General features: G+C 44.2%; 20 protein-coding genes and 1 pseudogene. 17 read left to right on the plus strand and 4 right to left on the minus strand.

Features of this window, described 5'->3' with window-relative positions; all coding sequences use genetic code 11:
* Positions 1-246: 246 nt before the first annotated feature.
* The 8 genes from PSAB_RS24920 (at position 247) to PSAB_RS24430 (ending at position 7566) form a co-directional block, all read left to right on the plus strand.
* The gene (locus PSAB_RS24920) at positions 247-711 is read left to right on the plus strand and encodes a nuclease-related domain-containing protein (protein ID WP_226991803.1); all 465 of its coding nucleotides are present in this window, start codon (positions 247-249) and stop codon (positions 709-711) included.
* Positions 712-742: 31 nt separating this feature from the next.
* A complete protein-coding gene (locus tag PSAB_RS03930) occupies positions 743-1342 on the plus strand; it encodes a class I SAM-dependent methyltransferase (RefSeq protein ID WP_051529712.1) in 600 nt (199 codons plus the stop codon).
* Positions 1343-1548: 206 nt separating this feature from the next.
* Positions 1549-2565, plus strand: a complete 1017-nt coding sequence (locus PSAB_RS03935; RefSeq protein WP_051529836.1) for an HD-GYP domain-containing protein — start codon at positions 1549-1551, stop codon at positions 2563-2565.
* A gap of 116 nt (positions 2566-2681) precedes the next feature.
* Positions 2682-3218, plus strand: a complete 537-nt coding sequence (locus PSAB_RS24925; RefSeq protein ID WP_025333297.1) for a YkvA family protein — start codon at positions 2682-2684, stop codon at positions 3216-3218.
* Between the two features lie 155 nt (positions 3219-3373).
* A complete protein-coding gene (rlmD, locus tag PSAB_RS03945; RefSeq protein ID WP_025333298.1) occupies positions 3374-4975 on the plus strand; it encodes a 23S rRNA (uracil(1939)-C(5))-methyltransferase RlmD in 1602 nt (533 codons plus the stop codon).
* Between the two features lie 268 nt (positions 4976-5243).
* Positions 5244-5381, plus strand: coding sequence for a hypothetical protein (locus PSAB_RS25675; RefSeq protein WP_158442552.1), 138 nt, complete (start codon positions 5244-5246; stop codon positions 5379-5381).
* 184 nt (positions 5382-5565) lie between these two features.
* Positions 5566-5919, plus strand: coding sequence for a BlaI/MecI/CopY family transcriptional regulator (locus PSAB_RS03955; protein ID WP_226991804.1), 354 nt, complete (start codon positions 5566-5568; stop codon positions 5917-5919).
* Positions 5920-5928: 9 nt separating this feature from the next.
* Positions 5929-7566, plus strand: a complete 1638-nt coding sequence (locus tag PSAB_RS24430; protein ID WP_025333301.1) for a M56 family metallopeptidase — start codon at positions 5929-5931, stop codon at positions 7564-7566.
* Positions 7567-7843: 277 nt separating this feature from the next.
* Here the strand turns inward: PSAB_RS24430 and PSAB_RS03965 are convergent, their stop codons facing one another.
* Positions 7844-8593 carry a WecB/TagA/CpsF family glycosyltransferase gene (locus PSAB_RS03965; protein WP_038595533.1) on the minus strand — a complete coding sequence of 250 codons (750 nt, stop codon included), beginning with the start codon at positions 8591-8593 and terminating at the stop codon, positions 7844-7846.
* A gap of 207 nt (positions 8594-8800) precedes the next feature.
* Here PSAB_RS03965 and PSAB_RS24930 point away from each other — a divergent pair, with 207 nt between their 5' ends.
* The 3 genes and pseudogenes from PSAB_RS24930 (at position 8801) to PSAB_RS03975 (ending at position 10279) form a co-directional block, all read left to right on the plus strand.
* On the plus strand, positions 8801-8974 hold the full coding sequence (locus tag PSAB_RS24930) for an ATP-binding domain-containing protein (RefSeq protein WP_338045069.1): 174 nt from the start codon (positions 8801-8803) through the stop codon (positions 8972-8974).
* Between the two features lie 267 nt (positions 8975-9241).
* A pseudogene (locus PSAB_RS03970) lies at positions 9242-9599 on the plus strand (YkvA family protein).
* Positions 9600-9769: 170 nt separating this feature from the next.
* On the plus strand, positions 9770-10279 hold the full coding sequence (locus PSAB_RS03975; RefSeq protein WP_025333302.1) for a tetratricopeptide repeat protein: 510 nt from the start codon (positions 9770-9772) through the stop codon (positions 10277-10279).
* Between the two features lie 200 nt (positions 10280-10479).
* Here PSAB_RS03975 and PSAB_RS03980 read toward each other — a convergent pair whose 3' ends face one another.
* The 3 genes from PSAB_RS03980 to PSAB_RS03985 form a co-directional block, all read right to left on the minus strand.
* Positions 10480-11904 carry a PQQ-dependent sugar dehydrogenase gene (locus PSAB_RS03980; RefSeq protein ID WP_025333303.1) on the minus strand — a complete coding sequence of 475 codons (1425 nt, stop codon included), beginning with the start codon at positions 11902-11904 and terminating at the stop codon, positions 10480-10482.
* A 458-nt stretch (positions 11905-12362) separates the two neighbouring features.
* The gene (locus PSAB_RS24940) at positions 12363-12971 is read right to left on the minus strand and encodes a transglutaminase-like domain-containing protein (RefSeq protein WP_084266425.1); all 609 of its coding nucleotides are present in this window, start codon (positions 12969-12971) and stop codon (positions 12363-12365) included.
* Positions 12972-13622: 651 nt separating this feature from the next.
* Complete coding sequence (locus tag PSAB_RS03985; RefSeq protein WP_025333304.1) at positions 13623-14258, minus strand: cupin domain-containing protein; 636 nt, start codon at positions 14256-14258, stop codon at positions 13623-13625.
* 152 nt (positions 14259-14410) lie between these two features.
* On the opposite strand from PSAB_RS03985, the gene PSAB_RS03990 reads away from it, so the two are divergent.
* The 6 genes from PSAB_RS03990 to PSAB_RS04015 all read left to right on the plus strand — a co-directional run bounded on the left by PSAB_RS03990 (position 14411) and on the right by PSAB_RS04015 (position 18836).
* Entirely contained in the window at positions 14411-14803 is a 393-nt protein-coding gene (locus tag PSAB_RS03990; protein WP_025333305.1) for a YkvA family protein, read from the plus strand.
* A gap of 37 nt (positions 14804-14840) precedes the next feature.
* A complete protein-coding gene (locus PSAB_RS03995; protein ID WP_025333306.1) occupies positions 14841-15587 on the plus strand; it encodes an ABC transporter permease in 747 nt (248 codons plus the stop codon).
* Positions 15588-15597: 10 nt separating this feature from the next.
* Entirely contained in the window at positions 15598-16467 is an 870-nt protein-coding gene (locus tag PSAB_RS04000; protein ID WP_025333307.1) for a carbohydrate ABC transporter permease, read from the plus strand.
* 173 nt (positions 16468-16640) lie between these two features.
* Entirely contained in the window at positions 16641-16808 is a 168-nt protein-coding gene (locus PSAB_RS26050) for an NAD(P)H-dependent oxidoreductase (protein WP_226991764.1), read from the plus strand.
* A gap of 325 nt (positions 16809-17133) precedes the next feature.
* Entirely contained in the window at positions 17134-18096 is a 963-nt protein-coding gene (locus PSAB_RS04010; protein WP_025333308.1) for a helix-turn-helix transcriptional regulator, read from the plus strand.
* Positions 18097-18209: 113 nt separating this feature from the next.
* A complete protein-coding gene (locus PSAB_RS04015; RefSeq protein WP_025333309.1) occupies positions 18210-18836 on the plus strand; it encodes a type 1 glutamine amidotransferase family protein in 627 nt (208 codons plus the stop codon).
* The last annotated feature ends 154 nt before the right edge of the window (positions 18837-18990 follow it).

Raw genomic sequence — 18990 nt, forward strand, 5'->3', positions numbered from 1 at the left:
GCGATAGCGATCGCCTTTGTCTCCGGATTTCTACCGCGAAGAGCGGTTAATCGAGAAATCTGGAGACGGGCAGCGGCCGGAAGTCCAAACGTTCCTCGTAGTTGCGAATGGTATCTGATAGGAAAATCTTAAGTTCAGCTTATATAGAGATAAAATTCCCCAGATAATCAAAAACGGCGGAAAGGTACCCCGCACTAGAATATTGGAGGTTTTTCATTAAAGGAGAGTCATAGACATCTCCTGATACTGAACCCCAAATCCCGGACAGGTTACTCCCAAATCGATCACTTTGTCATTTCGCCGTACGGACTATTTGTCATCGAAACCAAAAATTATAACGGCGAGATCAAAGGTGGAAGAAAAGATAAATACTGGAGCGTCAACAGCCGTTATAAAATGTATAATCCTCTTTTGCAAAATGAAGGACACATCAAGGCGCTTGCCTCTTATTTAGGTGAGTCTAAAGCGGCCAAGTATATTTCGATGATTTCTTTTACAATGAGATGCCGCTTCAGCATTGATCCAGCGCTCCGTAAGATCGGTTCGGATGAGCTGATCGTCTATGATGTGGAGTTATCCGAGTTCATTCAGCGAAAAACAACCCGATTAAAGGCGGAGCTTCCCGCTCCGATCTTTACACCTGAACAAATGAACGCCATCCACTCAAAAGTAAATGTCTTGAACATCACTGATCCCCACACCAGAGCATAGCATGTCCGGAAGCTTCAATGGAGGAAAAATAATGGGCAGCAAGGAAAGGAGCGCCATGAACGATCACAATAAGGAGCTTGCGGGCCTTGAGCGGCTCGAATCGCAGGAACGGTTGAGCGCAATGGCTCCCGAGCGGCTGCTTGACCTTGCCGGGGTAGGGAACGAGGACGTTGTGCTGGATATCGGCGCGGGTGGAGGCTATTTTACATTTCCCGCGGCGGAGCGGACGAAGGGACGCGTGTATGCGGTGGAGGCTTCGCCTGTGATGCTTGAAGTGCTGCGCGGCCGGGCGCTTGATCTGGGCAAAGCCAATGTTATACCGGCCAAAGGCTCGGCGGAGCGGCTCCCGTTGGAGGATGGCTCGGTAGATGTGGCTATTGCGTCGCTGCTTCTGCATATTTTGCCCTCTCCCGAAGAGGGCTTGAAGGAAATGTGCCGGATCTTAAAGCCTGAAGGCAGAGGACTGGTTGTAGAGTGGCTGCATCCCCGGGAGGACGGCAAGCCGGGCCACCGCGTTCCTTTGGAGACAATGAAGCTTTATCTAGAGGCATGCGAGGCTGAGGTGGTCCATGAGGACATTTGGGCGGATACGTACTATTCGATTGTTTTTCGAAAAAGCCCCCGCAGGTAGATGAGGCAGGCCGAACGTCTCACTTTTGCTATAAAGTATTGGCAGACGCAAGAATTACCTGTATGGTAAAGGAAGAGGCCTTTTTCCTGAACTTGGATTTAATATGTGAATGTATCAATCGTTCCAAGAATCTACTGCCCAGCAATTTGCAGGCCTTTGGTATCAAGTTACAGGTGCGCGTTTGGCAGAAAACGGAGTGAATGAAGATGTCTTTCGAACATTTATCGGGTAAAAAAGTGAAATTCGACATTGTGAACAAAAATGGCGCGGTGCTGGTGCCCGCAGATTCGGTCCTTAACTCGGATACGCTCCGTTTGCTTCAGCAGCATGAGGTCAACCCTTTCGACGTTGTTGTACATGCTGAAAAAGAGGCTCCTGCCCATGAATCTCCTTCGAAGTTGATCCAAGAGGCTGCTCAATATTCCAAACATTTGTTTGACCGGCTGAATTACGACCGGAAGGTGCCCCTGATCGAAATCAAGAACCAGTTTATCCCCGTGGTGCGCCAAATCTCCAGGCACCCCGATCTATTCGAACTGTTCGAGTCCGTCAAAGCCAAGGATGAATACACGCATCAGCATAACATCGGCGTAGGCGTGCTATCTACTATGATCGGGCAGTGGCTGAATCTGGAGGAATCGGAACTGGCGCTGCTGTCGCTGGCGGCCACCCTTCACGATATTGGCAAGGTCAGGATTCCGCAAGAGCTTCTGCTACGGCCGGGAAAGCTGACCAAAGAAGAATTCGAGGAAATGAAGCGGCATACGATCTACGGATACGAAATACTCAAAGGCACGATCGGGTTAAGTCCGCGGGTAATGCTTGTCGCTCTGCAGCATCATGAACGGCTCGACGGTTCCGGGTATCCTTTGCATCTGAAAAAAGGGGAGATCGATTTTTTCAGCCAGATCGTCGCGGTTGCGGATGTGTTCCACGCGATTTCGTCCAGGCGGCCGTATCATGATCCAATGCCTTTTTACAAGGTTGTCACCTTGATGCGCCAAGGCTCGTTTGGAGAGCTGAATCCGGAAATTGTATCCCTTCTACTGGATAAATTCATCTATGCCATGCTGGGAAGACAAGTGCTGCTGTCGGACGGCCGGGTGGCGGAAGTGATTCATATTAACTCTTTTGACGACTTGCACCCCTTGGTTAAAATAGAAGATTCCCTGCTTGATCTAAGCCGGAACCGGGACATTCAAATCGTGCAAATCCTGGGATAAGGAATCAGCGGGCCGATATATGGGTGATAGATAATGAGCGCGTAAATACGCAGGTGCCTTAAGGCTGCGGACAAGCGCGCGGCTCAACCTTTTGGGAAAGGAGCATCTGTTGCGCCATGATCAAGACACTGGAATGCCCTTACTGCGGGCAGTTGAATCATGTGGAGACGGATCGGTTCGGGGAAGCCCGGTGCGGCTCGTGCAAGCGAAGCTTCAGCAGCGCGGCTCTGCCGCAGGCAGCATCCATAGCGGAGCTTGCTTCCGGCGCGGAAACCGTTTCGGAGCCTTCCGGGAAGGAGGCGCCGGACATTCGCGGCTGGATCTCCAGGATTGGCGGCGAGGACAAGCAAGAGGAGTATGTGAAGCAAGGCTTTTTGCAGAAGATCAAGAAGAATGCGGCGAAAATCCCCTTTGCAAGCGAGGCGGTGGCCATGTATTATTGCGCGATGGACCGGCAGACGCCGATTACAGCTAAGCTTACGGCCATCGGAGCGCTGGCCTACATTGTTCTTCCGGTTGACGCGATTCCGGACCTTATCCCCCTGCTTGGATTCACGGACGACGCGGCCGCGTTCTGGGCGGCATATAAGAGCATCAGCATGCATGTGAAAGACGAACACCGCGAGAAGGCAAGAGAATGGTTTGAACAGTAAAAAAATATGGAATCATGGATAGGGAAACGGCTGCCGTTCTTTAGAAAGAGACGCAGCCGTTTCTTTTTTGTAAACGGTGCCTGACCGGCGATGGCTTTCCTTCCTGCATCATGGTATAGTGGACACGAAAAAAGCAAAGAGAATGGAGAACCTTCATGAACGAACACAAACGTTCCTCAAAGGGAACATCAATATATAAGGAACGAACGGGGGCCTTGCGAGCCGGAGCTGGTAAAGACCGGTTGAAAAATACGAAGGGCCATACTTCCGAAACAGGGAAGGTACCGGGAGAGCGGAGCCGTCGTCCGCGTCCGGACAAGCCCTTGGCGGGCGGCAAGCCGGGAAGAGGCGGCAAGGCTTCTAATCCTGCAGGCCGGGAGCACGCCGAAGAGCTTCGCACCGGCGACCGTATTGTGGTAACGGTCAAACGGATCGGCATTAATGGCGAGGGCATCGGATATTACCGGCGCAAGGCCGTGTTTATTGACGGGGCGCTGCCGGAAGAAGTCGTGAAAGCCGAGGTAACAGAGCTTCAGCCGAAGTTCATCAAGGCGCAGCTGCTGGAGGTGGAGAAGAGATCACCCGACCGGATCGAGCCTCCCTGCCCGGTATTCGGCATTTGCGGCGGCTGCCAGATACAGCATATCTCGTATGAGGGCCAGCTTCGGGCCAAGACGGAGCTGGTGCGCGAGGCGTTCTCCCGTTATGCGGGTCTGGAGCAAGTCAAGATCAAGCCGATGCTCGGCATGGAGCATCCCTGGAACTACCGCAACAAGGCTCAGCTTCAATTGAAGCGGAAGGGGAATGAGATTGTGGCCGGTCTGTATGAGGCGGGCAGCCACGAGATTGTCGACATCAGCGGCTGTCCGATTCAGCATCCCAAGGTCAACAGCGCAGTGGAAAAAGTAAAATCCGTGCTGGAAGAGCTGCGGATTCCGCTTCACAAGGAGAATGGCGCCAAAGACGGCGTGCGGACGATCGTGGTCCGGCACGGCTTCCAGTCCGGCCATCTGCAGGTGACGCTTGTCGCGGCCAGCGCGAGACTGCCCCGCCAGGACGACCTGGTCCGTATGCTCCGGTTGACGCTGCCGGAAGTGACCGGAATCGCCCTGAACGTCAATCCGAAGAAGACCCCGCTCATCTTCGGGGAGCGGACGATGACGCTATGGGGCGAAGGCACGATGGAGGAATCGCTGGGCGATTTGCAATTTTCGCTGTCGCCGCGCGCCTTCTTTCAGCTCAACCCGCAGCAGACGGTCAAACTGTATGAATCGGTGCGCGCGGCTGCCGGTTTGACCGGCAGAGAGACGGTGGTCGATGCCTACTGCGGCACAGGCACGATTGGGTTGTGGCTGGCGCCGTATGCCAAGGAAGTGCGCGGCATCGAGACGATCCCGGAGGCGGTCGAGGATGCGAAGCAGAACGCGGCGCGTAACGGCCGCAGCAACGTCAGCTTCCACACCGGAGCTGCAGAGGAGCTGCTGCCGCGCTGGGCCAAGGCTGGCCTGACCCCGGACGTCATCGTCGCCGACCCGCCCCGGACGGGGCTTGACCCCCGGTTCCTGGAGGCGGTGCTCCGCACCAAGCCGAACCGGTTCGTCTATGTCTCCTGCAACCCTTCGACCCTGGCGAAGGACTGCAAGGTGCTGCTGGACGGCGGCTATGCCATCGAGTGGGTCCAGCCCGTCGATATGTTCCCGCAGACGAGTCATGTGGAGGTTACAGTAAGACTTGAAAGAAAAGATACAGCCCGATAGACTGTACCTTAGTTGATGGCGTAAGGATTAGAAAGGTTATAGTGAATCTTAATTCTTTCGCCTTCAAACACTTCGATTTTGTGGATTAACCGTTGTAAGACTTGTTTCATTACTTGCTCGTCGTCGAAGTCAAGCGTAATGAAACGTCCTACTTCTTTTTTGAATGCATGTAACTGTTGATCGAAATTCTGTTTTGATTCCAACGCCAATATTAGCTCTGCCTTTTTGTTTGCAAGGTCTTCTTGCTGTTGGGTCGTACTCCGCCGTATTGAATTGCAAGAAAACCGCCTTTTACGTCGTCGAGATCGACGTAAGGATAGACGAAGCCCTTATCGTATGGACGGACGACAACGCCGAAGAATGGGCGTGCATGAACGATATGAAACGATGGATTGACGTCGAATAATCGGCGTCTTTTTTGGTTTGAATATTAATATTCAAAGACAATCAAGAAGGGCTGCATGTGGAAGAGGGAACTGGTGTAAGAAAATTCCAGGACTCTATCGACAAAAAGATTCTACTACAGTAGAATGTTAATATGTGATTCTACAGCAGTAGAATATATATGGACGAGGTGTTTTCATTTGGTTATGAAGTTATTCGATAGCGAGCTTAATATTATGGAAATCTTGTGGAAAGAAGGCGATATCCCAGCAAAGAGAATTGCAGAAATTGCAAAAGAAAAAGTAGGTTGGAGTAAAACGACAACGTATACCATCATCAAGAGATGCCTTGATAAAGGGGCGATCGAGCGGCAGGAACCTAACTTCGTTTGCCATGCGCTTGTTACACGAGAGCAAGCGCAAGAACACGAAACAACAGAATTAATAAATAAAATGTATGATGGCGCCCCCGATAGACTGATTGCGTCATTATTGGGGCAGAAACGGCTATCGACGGAAGAAATTAACCGCTTAAAACGTCTAATCGATAGTTTGGAATGAGGTGGGGGAATGTCGTTACTTCAAATAAGTATCTCGGCTTCTGTCTTTATTCTTACAGTTATTTTCTTACGTTCCTTGCTTATTCACAAGCTGCCCAAAATGACCTTTATGTTTCTTTGGGGTGTTGCACTAATTCAATTGCTTGTACCTGTTTCAGTTCAATCGCAATTTAGCATTTTTACGGCAGTGGAACATTTAAGCAGAATGTTTACAGTGGCAAAATTGATTCCCACGCCAGAAAGTTCAACATTTATTAATGGAACTACGGTAATCATGCCACCAATTACAGAACATGTGACCGCGCCGATTATGCCATTGAAGACGGCTTCACAAATATCGCCTATTGTATGGGTGTGGTTAGTTGGTTTTACGTTATGTGCTTTATTTTTAATCATTCCGCATTTAAGGTATCGCAAAATCTACAAAATGGCTGTGCCTATTAGAAACGATTTTATAAGAAAATGGCAGCATTCAAATTTGTTATGGCGAGATGTTCAAATCAGGCAACTAGATAATATTTCAACTCCGCTTACATACGGTATTTTTCGGCCTGTTGTACTCTTGCCGAAAAATTTAGACTATGACGAAGAGAAACAACTTGCGCTCATCCTGACCCACGAATTTACGCACATCAAGCGATTCGACACACTAAAAAAATGGATTCTTGCCACTAGCGTATGCGTCCATTGGTTCAACCCTTTTGTATGGATTATGTATATCTTTGCTAATCGTGATATTGAGTTATTCTGTGATGAAACGGTCATACGGAAATTTGGGGAAAACATGAAACCTACTTATGCTAGGGCACTTGTACGTTTGGAAGAAAAGAAAATCGGTTTGTCGCCGATGATCAGTAGCTTTTCCAAAAACTCGACCGAAGAAAGGATTATATCGATCATGAAAACCAAGAGAATCACTATTACCACGACGCTGCTCGCTATTGGGCTTGTAGTCTGTGTTGTTGTCATCTTTGCGACTTCTGCATTGGACAAAACGGAATCTGCTTCGGGTGTCGACAATCCTAATTCCGAGCCTATAGCCGAAATTGTGCCCGCATTATATCAAGGTGCTACCACTACAGATTTAATGCCGCACGATTTAACATTCAACAAGAAATATGATGTACCGAAGTTGATAGACAGCCTTATGGCTTCAAAGTATCGTGCAGTTTATATGGACAACGAAATATATCTTCGTGTCATGATGGATAACACAATACAGATAAGTAAAGATAATGGCGCGGTTTGGAAAAAATATGATACAGATGAAATCGATGCAAAAGATTTTGCAAAATGGCTGCTGATAAATGATCCGATTCCGGGCTATTCAATGAAAGAAGTTCAGAGTCGCTTGGCAAACGGGGCAGAAGTAAAACATTTAGTGTTTGAAAATGTGAAGGAGATGTATTTCATAATCGACAGGAACGGCGTACAGATTGAACTTGTACAGCCTGAAAAAATATCTTCTGTTCTGATCGACGGTCAAAGAATGATGATCACTTCCGCTATATCAGCCGAGATGCTGAAATCATTTTATGACTTGTTAGTGTCGAACAATATACTTTCGGAAACTCATGCAAAACAAGATTATTCGGAAAGAATTAAGTATCTTGAAAAAAATCTCCCTAACTTTATCGTGACGAAATAAAGGTGGGTTGCCGTTTTTTAAGAACTAATCGGCGTCAGTCTAAATGATCGACGTCTATTCGTTTTTGAAACTGAAATTCAAACATAATCGCAAAGGGGTACATCGGGGGAACGGGTGTATGTCGGCGCCACAAAAGGCGTACTTAATTTACGCGCAATTTTTCGAAATGTCGTGTTCCATATTGTGACATGCCTGGCTATACTTAACTTATCGTTTTGGGCGATAAACCCCTCTTTTTTCATGTCATCTTGATTCAATACATAAACATTTCAAGCCCTTACCTCTTAATGATTGCCCGATAAAAAAATTTAGGTAGTGCGGATTGGCGCCGCCACCGTGATTTTTGTCCCTTAGCAACAGGAACAGTAAGTAACCGATGAAGCCATTCTAAATTCAATGTCTTCCAAACAGGTGGTGTAGGCTTTACCTTGCCTGCGATTACGTCAAGGCTCCCCCCAACGCCAAAAACAACCTTTACACCATCAAGTTTATGTTTGTTCTTATAAATCCACTTATCAGTGTAGGGTGCTCCCATTGCAATTATTAGTACATTGGGTTTGGACTGCTGAATTTCATTAAGTATATGTTTTTCTTTGTCTTCGGAGAAGAAACCGTTATGCCGACCTGCGACCACTACATTTGGATAGCGACTGCGTACCTCTTCAACAGCTTTAAGGTTCGTCTTTTCATCTGTTCCAAGAAAATAGAAACTCCAACCTTGCTCGTTTCCTCTTTCTAATAGTCTAAGAAGTAAGTCAAAACCTGTGACACGTTCTGAAATTGGTTCACCTTTTCTTTTAGAAGCAATTACAATGCCTACCCCATCCGGTGTAATCAAATCTGCCTCTTGTATGATTGTTTGAAGCATCTTATCTGTTTGGTGGGCTATTGTAATCTCAGGGTTCGCTGTGATTAAATGAAACAACTTCGACTGTTCTTTTTGGATATGTTCGCCCAGTAGATGCACCGTTTCATTAAGCGTTAATTTGGAAAAGGGAACTCCTAATATATTTATTGAGGCTGTCATATACTCCCTTTCAGCATGCAGAATATAGAGCAATTTTAACACACATGGTGAGGCTTTTTGAAATTTATTCCACTGTCAGCGTCAATTTACAGCAAACGAGTAATCAAAAAAATTTTAGGCGTGTCAAACAGCCATAAACTCTTTTATCTGTTTGCTCAGTTTTAGCAGCGACCAATTTCATAAGGGGATTATGGAACTTCGTGCCATATGGCAAAAGGCTTGGAGTTCGACCATGTGATCGTGCCGTTTGTTGACGTATCGAATTATAAGACGGATATAGACAGAAGCCTGCTGTATATTGCGTGCACGAGAGCCATGCACGCATTGACGCTAACCTTCCATGGAGAACAATCCTCGTTTATTTCGAATATCGGAGCGTGAAGAAATGTCAATGACTAAACCGAATATAGGCTTGATCTCGATTCTATTTCGAGGTATACAGGGCTTGGGCGCAGGAGCTTTAATGCCGATTACCTTTGCGATTGTTGGAGATATTTATCCTCCTGAAATACGAGGGAAGTTTATGGTCGGTATTCATAGCTCACGAACACGTCCAAAACGGGTAATGAATCAATGTGCGTACATTGTTTTAATCTATCTTAAAGGAAAGTATGCAAACACATGGAACAGTAATCCGTCTTAGACAAAATGAAATTTCGAGCAAGGCAATTAAAGTCTAATTTAATCATTCTGAATCTGTCTTACAGCGACCCTAGGGTCAAATGGTATGCAAAACTGTTTACACTGTGCGTTGTAGCTTATGCGTTTAGCCCCATCGACCTAATTCCTGACTTCATCCCTATTTTGGGATATTTAGACGATTTAATCATCGTCCCCTTAGGAATATTTCTTGCCCTTAAAATGCTTCCCAAAGATGTAATTGAAGAAAACAGAGCAGGAAATAAAAAGCAAGCCCAAGAACTGGTTTACGGCAACATTGTTCATCGCTGTTTGGGTGCTTCTTGCCATTTGGGTTTCTATGTTTATCTATACGAGATTCTTTTGATACAATGAATTAAAGTTGTTTTCACTACTACTCAATACAGTGGAGTGTTGCTCACTGTTAGTGCGGAAGGATATTGTAAAGCTTCAATGATTTAGTTAGTAAGAGATTCAAAGAGTCCTCTATTTTTGAGGATAGATAGCGGGAAAGAATTAGAAAGGGAGTAGGAAGCGATGACGAGAGATCGTTTAGCAGAAGCTATTCGTTTGCGAGAAGAGGGACGGGCCAAGCAAGACCAGGCGATCCTAAAGGAAGCCAGAACGCTGCTTTTAGACTTGGCCGCTGTTTACCCCGATGACGCGGAGATTGTCTTTCAGACAGGAGTGGCCCATGACAATTCCGGATTAGGATCAGAGGCTATACCATATTATGTGCGTTCCCTCGAATTGGGGCTCTCCGGACCGGATCTTGAGAGATGCCTGCTAGGCCTGGGAAGCACTTATCGTTATTTGGGATATTACCAGCAAGCGGAGGAAGTACTGCGTCGAGGTGTGAAAGAGTTTCCTCATAACCGGGCTATCCAGGTCTTGCATGCGATGTCTCTGTATAACACGCAGTATTATAAGGAAGCGATGGAAATCGTTTTGACCCATTTGCTGGAGACAACTACTGATGAGAAGCTTCAGTATTTCAAACGAGGTCTTATGTACTACGCGACTCATCTTGATGAAACCTCGAGTTGAGCGGATAAGTTTGCAACTTGTACTCCCTGTCACCTCGTCACATGTGGAGTGTGTAGTAAGACTACAAGCGCCGTGATACACGAAATCGCAGTATTTACAATGGTTTCGAGACTTTTTAGCTTTACCACCAGCGAAGACGAGCAGTTCATCGATATGCTTCATATCTATCCGACTCTTTCAAGCAGTTTTGAGCCTATAAATCATGGAACAATTTCAAAAACAGTACCTTGGTTAAAATCAGCCACTTTCATAGATCCATAAACCCCTAAATATAGTCTGGTTTGATCTAGATTCGTTCCCAAACTGACATAATAAGCGGATTGAGACCCAAAATTATAATCGGTTTCTATAACGCTAAAATCATTTAGTTTACCATCTGTTCGTACCCTGGTATAAGCTAAAACTCCTCTAGCCGGAGGTTGAGATTCTTCATTCCGAGCCAGATCGGTAAACACGACGCTTCCCGATAATTCGGGGATTCTATTCCCCATATATGGCTGGACTCCTGTAAGTGCAGTTGCTCCAAACTTATCAGGCCTGGGATCGTTATGAAAATAACTAATTAGAGGCTGAAGACGCTGTACTGAAGTTTTTACTGCTTCATCATAATAAGCAATGGTTTTCTCATCCAAAGTCGAATTTGCAGAGCAGCCTCTTATTATCGATGTAGGAAAAGCACCTTCCCACCCTCGCCAGCCAAAGTTAATAAATCCTTCCTGGTCAGGTTCAGAGTTTATTAAAGTACCCTGAACAAGCCGGGTAACCGGTATTGGTTTATAATGAATGAATGAAAAAATGGACTCTACCAGATCCTGTCCGACATTTCCCACATATTTGATATACTGATTATAAAACCTTTGATATGAAATGCCTGGTATATTGCGAACCCCTTTAGCAATCACCGTAAGCGTTTCCTGAATGGGTACGGGAAGTTCATTAAAACGTGTAACTACGGGTGGATTATCGATATATGTATTCTTAGCTACATCAATTTCAATTATTTTGCCGGCGATTTCCATATCATCCGGGCTTAAATTAAATGGATCATAGCCTGATCCTCCATCACCGGTTGTTAAAACAAGCTTTCCTGTTTCAGGTGAAAAGTTTAAGCTATTGACACCATTATGATTTAAAAATGGTCTTCTTAAATGAAGTAGTGTCCGTCGTTTTTGAGGCTGACCATTCGATTGTAAAATCCATTCTTCAACTGTATCAATATGATCATATTGAATTTCCCTATTTATCCACTTTAGGTTTAAGGTATTGGGGTCACACGGGTTAGGCTTAAATGACTCAAAAGCACCTGGAAGAGCACCTGGTCCTTGTGTTCCAGCTACTGAATAATGAAGATAAAACAGGCCGTTATAATAAAATTGGGGATGAAACGCTAGTCCTAATAGTCCCCGTTCATCATATCCACCACCAGAAACACCTAGTTTTAGGATTCGCGGGCGAATATCCAAAAAAGTCCCGATCATTCCGTTTCCTATGCAAAAGATCTCTCCTACCTGGGTTGCAATAAATAATTTTTCGATTGTGTCGCCCGGAAGTATGGCTGTCTTCAAGACAGTGGGTAAATTTATCTTACTAACAATGGGTCGTAAACCAACTTTAACTTTTATCAACTAACTTAACCTCCTTCTCATGGTTTTCTTTTATAAAAATATGATTAGGACTGTTCTATTAGTACCAAATCAGTTGCATGCCTAACAGACCCGAGGAGGTGGCTATATCGTCCTCACGGATAAAGGCAAAAACTATTGCATAAGGCAGATTTTTGTGTCTTCCGCTTTCATGGCGGAGCTTTTTTGCGCAAGCCGCGGCATACGGCAGCATGATAGATTCATAACTCCATCTGTGATAGCCACACAACACATGTTGAGTGTTGCTCACTGTTAGTCAGGAAAGATTAATAGTTGAGATGTATTAGCGGAAATAGTAAAGAGGGGCGTTGAACCCCTCTTTTTGTTGGGTCTGCTATCATAATATGTCAAGTCATGAACAAAAATATGACCGCCATTTAGGTATAGGCGGTCATGAGATTATTACTCTAATATTTTATTAGTTCAATAAAAATTTAAGATTACAAATCTGAAGGCAAACCATAAAGATACATCGAAGTACAATCTGAATTTTGAAGTAATACGGTGGTTGTTTTTATGTTTGGTGTCGTGTAAATCACAGGATAATCCATTTCATCGTATAATTCACGAATAGGAAAAGCCAATTTCTCTTCTTCTAGTGAGAACTGAGCATCCACCCCCAATTTATTTCCACGTGCATCTAAACGAATCCATTTTCCAATTGACCTCAGATAAACGGCATTTAACGCATGGATAACGTAACCTGTATCAGGAGTATCTCCTAAAGTTAGACGTTGGTAACAGAAACCAGTTGGTATTCCTTGGCACCTTAATAAAGCACACAATAGATTCGATTTTGCATAACAAATTCCTTCTTTGAAGAAAAGGACTTCAGATGCTCTGCATGTAATGCGTGAACTTTGAATATCCCACGAATGAGATATGTTATCACGAACAAATTCAAACGCGGATTTAACAAATTCAATTTCATTTAACGATTGGCTATATAATTCTGTTGTTATATCTTTTATCGAGAAATGACCATAATCAACTTCTTCAGTTTCTTCTAAATAATCATCCAGGTTACTGGATTCACATGTAAGTTCCATTATTCCTCTCCCTCAAACGTTTATTTGCATTGCAATTTCATCACATGACTTGAATTTTGAACAATTAATATAATCCTTCCATATTTTTGTGGCAATTTGTCTTTATCTACAAAAACGTATTTCTGCTAAGTCAAAATCTAATGTATGTAAACTGGTCACTCCGACTATTTTAGTTCAACTGCCACATAGAAGCATTGTAATAGTTGTCCCGGAACTCGGACTGTTCTATTAATTCATATATCGCCTCTGAATCACTCAGTACTGCCTTTCTTATCAGCATCTATAAACCCCCTCTACTAAAATGGAAACTATTTGAAACAGCATTAATAATTATGCAACATAATGGATATTTATTCAATATAAATTTTGGTTTAACGTACGGTCATAAGTGTCATAAATCTAGGATTTCTTGCCCTCTTCAAGGCGCTTATCTTACATCTATCGAATATTCAAAAAATTTCAGGCGTGTCAAACAGCCATAAACTCTGTTGTAGCCTGTATTTGTCGATGGCTAGGCAATGGGAGGGGTACACAATACATTGCTCAGAAGCTAAATATGAACGTCTGAGCGATGTATACTATGCACCCTGACATTATCCTACATATCGTTTAGTTGAAAAGATTGAAGTTCAAGCGGATGGCTCGCATGGTTTAGCCATGCCGGTACTGAGGCATATGCGGAGTTTGTTGGTACGTTTGATAATATTGTTGATTGAATTGTTGTTGATACTGTAAACACATCTGGGAAAGATAACTGCTGCAGTTTGTATAAGGACCTATATAAGTTGTTGGTTGAACGGGTTCAATGGCTTCCCTCCATTTATTTTCATCCATACAGTAAGTGTATGCCATAATATTCGCGGGAGTAAATTTCAAAATGTCCGAACCTAAAATCACCTCTGGAGTTGGTGCATCAAAAATAGCCAATAGATGAGAGTTATCAGCATTAGCTATTTCATAATGCCACCACCCTTGTGGAACATTTGCCACTTGACCGGGGGTAATAGAGTAATTCAGAATTTGCTTTGTAAAGGGGTTCAGTATGGATACCGTTGCAGCACCAGAAATACAGTAGACTAACTCGGCAGCATTTTGGTGATAATGCGGTTCTACAACATTATTGGCGCTTAGGAAAATATCCAACAAAGACACATTTTCCAAAGTGTTTAATTGTTGAATACCTAAAACGTTAATGTAATTGTTGTTATCTTTTTTAAACAAAGGGCTGGTATTTACGTCAAATGCGTATTGAGTTGATGGAGAGGTGTAATCAATATTTGAAGCCATAATATTCGCCTCTTTACATTAGGAACTTTATAGGCATTTATATGCAATTTCAGTTTGTTCGGTGTTTATAACTCACGAACACGTCCAAAACGGGTATTGAATCAATGTGCGTACATTGTTTTAATCTATCTGAAAGGAAAGTATACAAACACATGGAACAGCAATCCGTTCTAGACAAAATGAAATTTCGAGCAAGGCAATTAAAGTCTAATTTAATCATTCTATATCTGTCTTACAGCGACCCTAGGGTCAAATGGTATGCAAAACTGTTTACATTGTGCGTTGTAGCTTATGCGTTTAGCCCCATCGACCTAATTCCTGACTTCATCCCAATTTTGGGATATTTAGACGATTTAATCATCGTCCCCTTAGGAATATTTCTTGCCCTTAAAATGCTTCCCAAAGATGTAATTGAAGAAAACAGAGCAAAGGCTCAGGAAATAAAAAGCAAGCCCAAGAACTGGTTTACGGCAACATTGTTCATCGCTGTTTGGGTACTTCTTGCCATTTGGGTTTCAATGTTTATCTATATGAGATTCTTTTAAAGGTGGGCACAATGAATTAAAGTTATGGGACAGCGAATTGGTCGGCCTGGACCACTTTTACGCGTTCGTCAATGGTCATTATTTCTGGCGGTTGCTGCGAAATACGCTGCTGCTGAGCGCTTACTCTCTGTTGTTCGAGTTTACGACACCGATCGTACTGGCCTTGCTCATCAATGAGGTGCGCAGCCGCTTTTTCAGGAATGTTGTCCAGACCGTCTCGTACATGCCCTATTTTGTTTCATTGATCGTCGTCTGCGGCATTGTGAAGGATCTGACCAGAAGTGACGGGCTAGTGAATCTGGTCTACACGTTTATAAGCGGAACAGACGGCCAGGATATGCTTCAGCAGCCCGGCCTTTTCCGGGGCGTCTATGTACTGTCAGAAATTTGGCAGCGGGCAGGGTGGGAATCGATTATTTACATGGCGGCGCTGACCGCGATTGATCCGAAGCAATACGAGGCCGCCCGCATCGACGGCGCAAGCCGGCTGCGTCAGATGTGGAGCATCACGCTGCCCGGTCTTGCACCGACGATTATTATCATGCTGATTCTGCGGCTCGGGTATATGCTGGAGGTCGGTTACGAGAAAATCATCCTGCTCTACAACCCCGTTACCTACGAGACGGCGGATGTGATATCCACCTTCGTATATCGAAAAGGGCTGATCGACTTCGACTGGAGCTTCAGCTCCGCGGTTGGTCTCTTTAATTCCGTGATTAATTTGGCCGTACTACTGTTTGCGAATGCCTTGAGCCGCAGACTGAGCCGAAACAGTTTATGGTAAGGAGGAACCTATGCGCTTATCCGATCGTTTGTTGGACGTCGTCGTCTATACGCTGCTGGCGGTACTTATCGCGGTCACGTTATATCCGCTTCTCTATGTGCTCTTCGCTTCACTCAGCGACGGGGATCGGCTGCTTGCCCACCGGGGGCTTCTCTTGAAGCCTCTCGGATTCGTCACATTTGCGTACGAGCGCGCTTTATCCAACCCGGCCGTCTGGACGGGTTACTGGAACACAATCCGGCTGGTCGCCGGCGGGGTCGTCCTAAATTTGATACTGACCATTTTGGGGGCTTACGTCCTGTCAAGGAGCAACGTGCTGTGGAATAAGGTTCTGATGATTTTCGTGGTCGTGACGATGTTCTTCAGCGGAGGCATGATTCCGTTCTATCTGGTCGTCAAGCAGCTTGGCCTGATGAACACGTTATGGGCGCTTCTTCTTCCGTTCGCAGTGAAGACGTTCCACCTCATCATTATGAGAACGGCCTTTCTATCACTGCCTCCCAGCTTGGAGGAAGCTGCCCAGATCGACGGTGCCGGCCACCTTACGATGTTGACGAGGATTGTCGTGCCACTCTCCATGCCTGTGATTGCGGTCATCCTGCTATATACAGCTGTCGACAAATGGAACATGTGGTTTTTCCCGTCGATGTTCATCCAGGATCGCACGCTGTATCCGCTCCAGCTCATGCTCCGCGAAATTCTCATTAACAACCAGACGGATACGATCTCCTCCGGCACCGGCGTGGGGGAAGCGCTGAAAATCGGCGAAACGATCAAATACGCGACGATCATCATCGCCACCGTGCCTGTGCTGTTCGTGTATCCGTTCCTTCAACGCTTTTTCGTCAAAGGTGCTCTGGTCGGATCTATCAAAGGGTAATGAAACGCATGAAACCAATCGAAATCTTCAAGGCTCTATCGAATGAATCGAAGATGCAAATTTTACAATGGTTGATTGAATGGAATATATTGGAGTTAAGGCGTGAGAGTGATTACTATCATGCCTTTTCTTTTTGAAAGTTGAAACATTAATAAGCCAAGGAGGTGTGAAGATTGAAAATACTTGCAATAATCGGGAGTCCTAAAACAAATGGAAATACGTATAGGACTGTTAATCAAATAGAAAGAGAATTGAATGAAAAGAATGATGAAAGAACTTTTTGGACCGCTTTGCTTACCGCTGCCATCGACCAGATTTCCATGGAAAAAAAGCAATGGTAGTAGTGTCAACGGGAGCAGTTGGTCTTAGCTTCGTTGCTTCGCTGTTGTCTTTTATGCTAGGTATTCTACAAAAAATTAATTGATGCAAGCCCCGTAAAGCCATCGTTGTTAAAACTATTAGCATTTAAAATGCAGCAAACAGCATTTTCAAATGCACCTCAAGACTTGGCTGACTTTAAATTCTGGAAGGAAAAAGGTTGGCTGTAGAAAAAAGAAGATTATTATTATAAAGTACATGTAGGAATAGTTATTAAAATATTTGTATCCCTTATTTCTAAATTATTTATAAAATATTGAGGTTTAATAAAAGAAGAGGGTTCATGTTATGCCAAAAAAGGATAATATGCTGGCAATTCTATGGATGCTGAATTCGGGCGTAAAAATGACTGCAAAACAAATATCCGAAAAGTTAGAAATAAATATAAGGACAGTTTATCGGTACATTGATGCACTATGTGCCAGTGGAGTGCCTATAATATCCGACACAGGTCATAATGGTGGGTATAGCTTGCTGAATCATTTTATTAGAGCACCTCTGCTATTTAATATTGAGGAAAAAAAGGCACTCCTTCATGCTGCTGTTTTTGCAAAAGAAGCCGGATACCCTTTGAGTGAGGCATTAGGCAATGCGACATCAAAATTGAAAATGTATTCGAATCAGGAGCAGGAAAGTAGACTAAGCCGTTATTTAGCCGGATTTGAAGTTATAAACCGCATGGGAAACCCTTCTGTTCAGCCAGTATTGGCGGAATTGGAGCAGGCTGTAGCAAACCAATTCTCTGTAGAAATTGATTATCGCACAAGGCAGGAAGAACAACCCAAGAATAGGGTGATAGACCCCTATGGAATGGTTTACTGGAACAATAAATGGTATACTGTTGCATTTTGCCACCTAAGGAATGAGATTCGCAGCTTCCGGGCAGAACGGATTCTACAAATCAAGCGTACTCAAATCATATTTAAGCGTTCCGAAGCATTTTCGGCCCGTGAATTTTTTATGCAAAATCTGTTACCAGATTTAGCGTGCAAGGACGGGTTAATTTCTTTAATTATCGAAGGCAGGTCAGAGGCATTGGATGACTTATGCCTGCATTGGTTTTTGGGGCATCATCTGAAAGAGCGGACATCAAATCAAGCAATCTTTTTACTTGAGGAAAAATCAATTCATACATATGTCCCTAATTTTCTCCTATCCTACGGGAAATCCATTCAAGTAATCGAACCACAGAGTTTGAAGGGAAAACTTGTTGCTATTGCGTCGGAGTTAATGGAATACTATCAACTTTAATAGCTTCACTGACAGCAGATGTCAGTGAAGCTATTTTATAATGGTGATAATCATTGATTACCGATGAATGATTGGTATCACTTGATGAATTGTAAAATGAGGAGAACTTACAAATGAATAATACGGTATATCTTTATGTGTTTGACACAATGTCAGACTGGGAAATAGGTTACTTAACTGCCGAGCTGAACTCGGGAAGATATTATGAAAAGGGGCTGTCCCCATCAAAAATAGTTACCGTGGGAATTGAAAAAACTCCTGTGACTACAATGGGCGGATTGAAAATACTGCCTGACATCAAACTGGATGAGTGCAGCATTGAAAGCACAGATGCACTGATTTTACCCGGTGGAGAGACATGGTTAGAAGCAATTCACCAACCCATCTTAAAAATCGTTGAGAAGTGTTTAAAGAAAGGTGTATTGGTTGCCGCAATTTGTGGTGCTACAATGGCACTTGCCCAGACAGGATTGCTGAATTCGCGTTGGCATACAAGCAATGATTTGGAATACCTTAAAATGATCTGTCCCACTTACACGGGCGAAAAGTATTACAAAATGGAGTCTGCTGTAACTGATGGAAAACTGATCACTGCATCTGGAATAGCTCCGTTGGAGTTTTCTGTACACGTCTTGAGAGCTCTGGGTGTGTTTTCTTCAAAAACATTAGATGCCTGGTATCGTCTTAATAAGTCTCATGAATCCAAATATTTCTATGAATTGATGATTTCAATCCAATGAAGGTTCACACTCGTCCTTGGTCAGATGCTTATCACGGAAATGTCTAAAATTTTAATTGTTATGCAGATCATCGGAAGCTTTTATATGTTCTATCTCGCTTTTATTGGCAGTACGATTGAGTGGTATGACTTTTTCCTCCTTATCTTTTGCCAGA

The organism is Paenibacillus sabinae T27, assembly GCF_000612505.1.
GTDB lineage: Bacteria > Bacillota > Bacilli > Paenibacillales > Paenibacillaceae > Paenibacillus_AQ > Paenibacillus_AQ sabinae.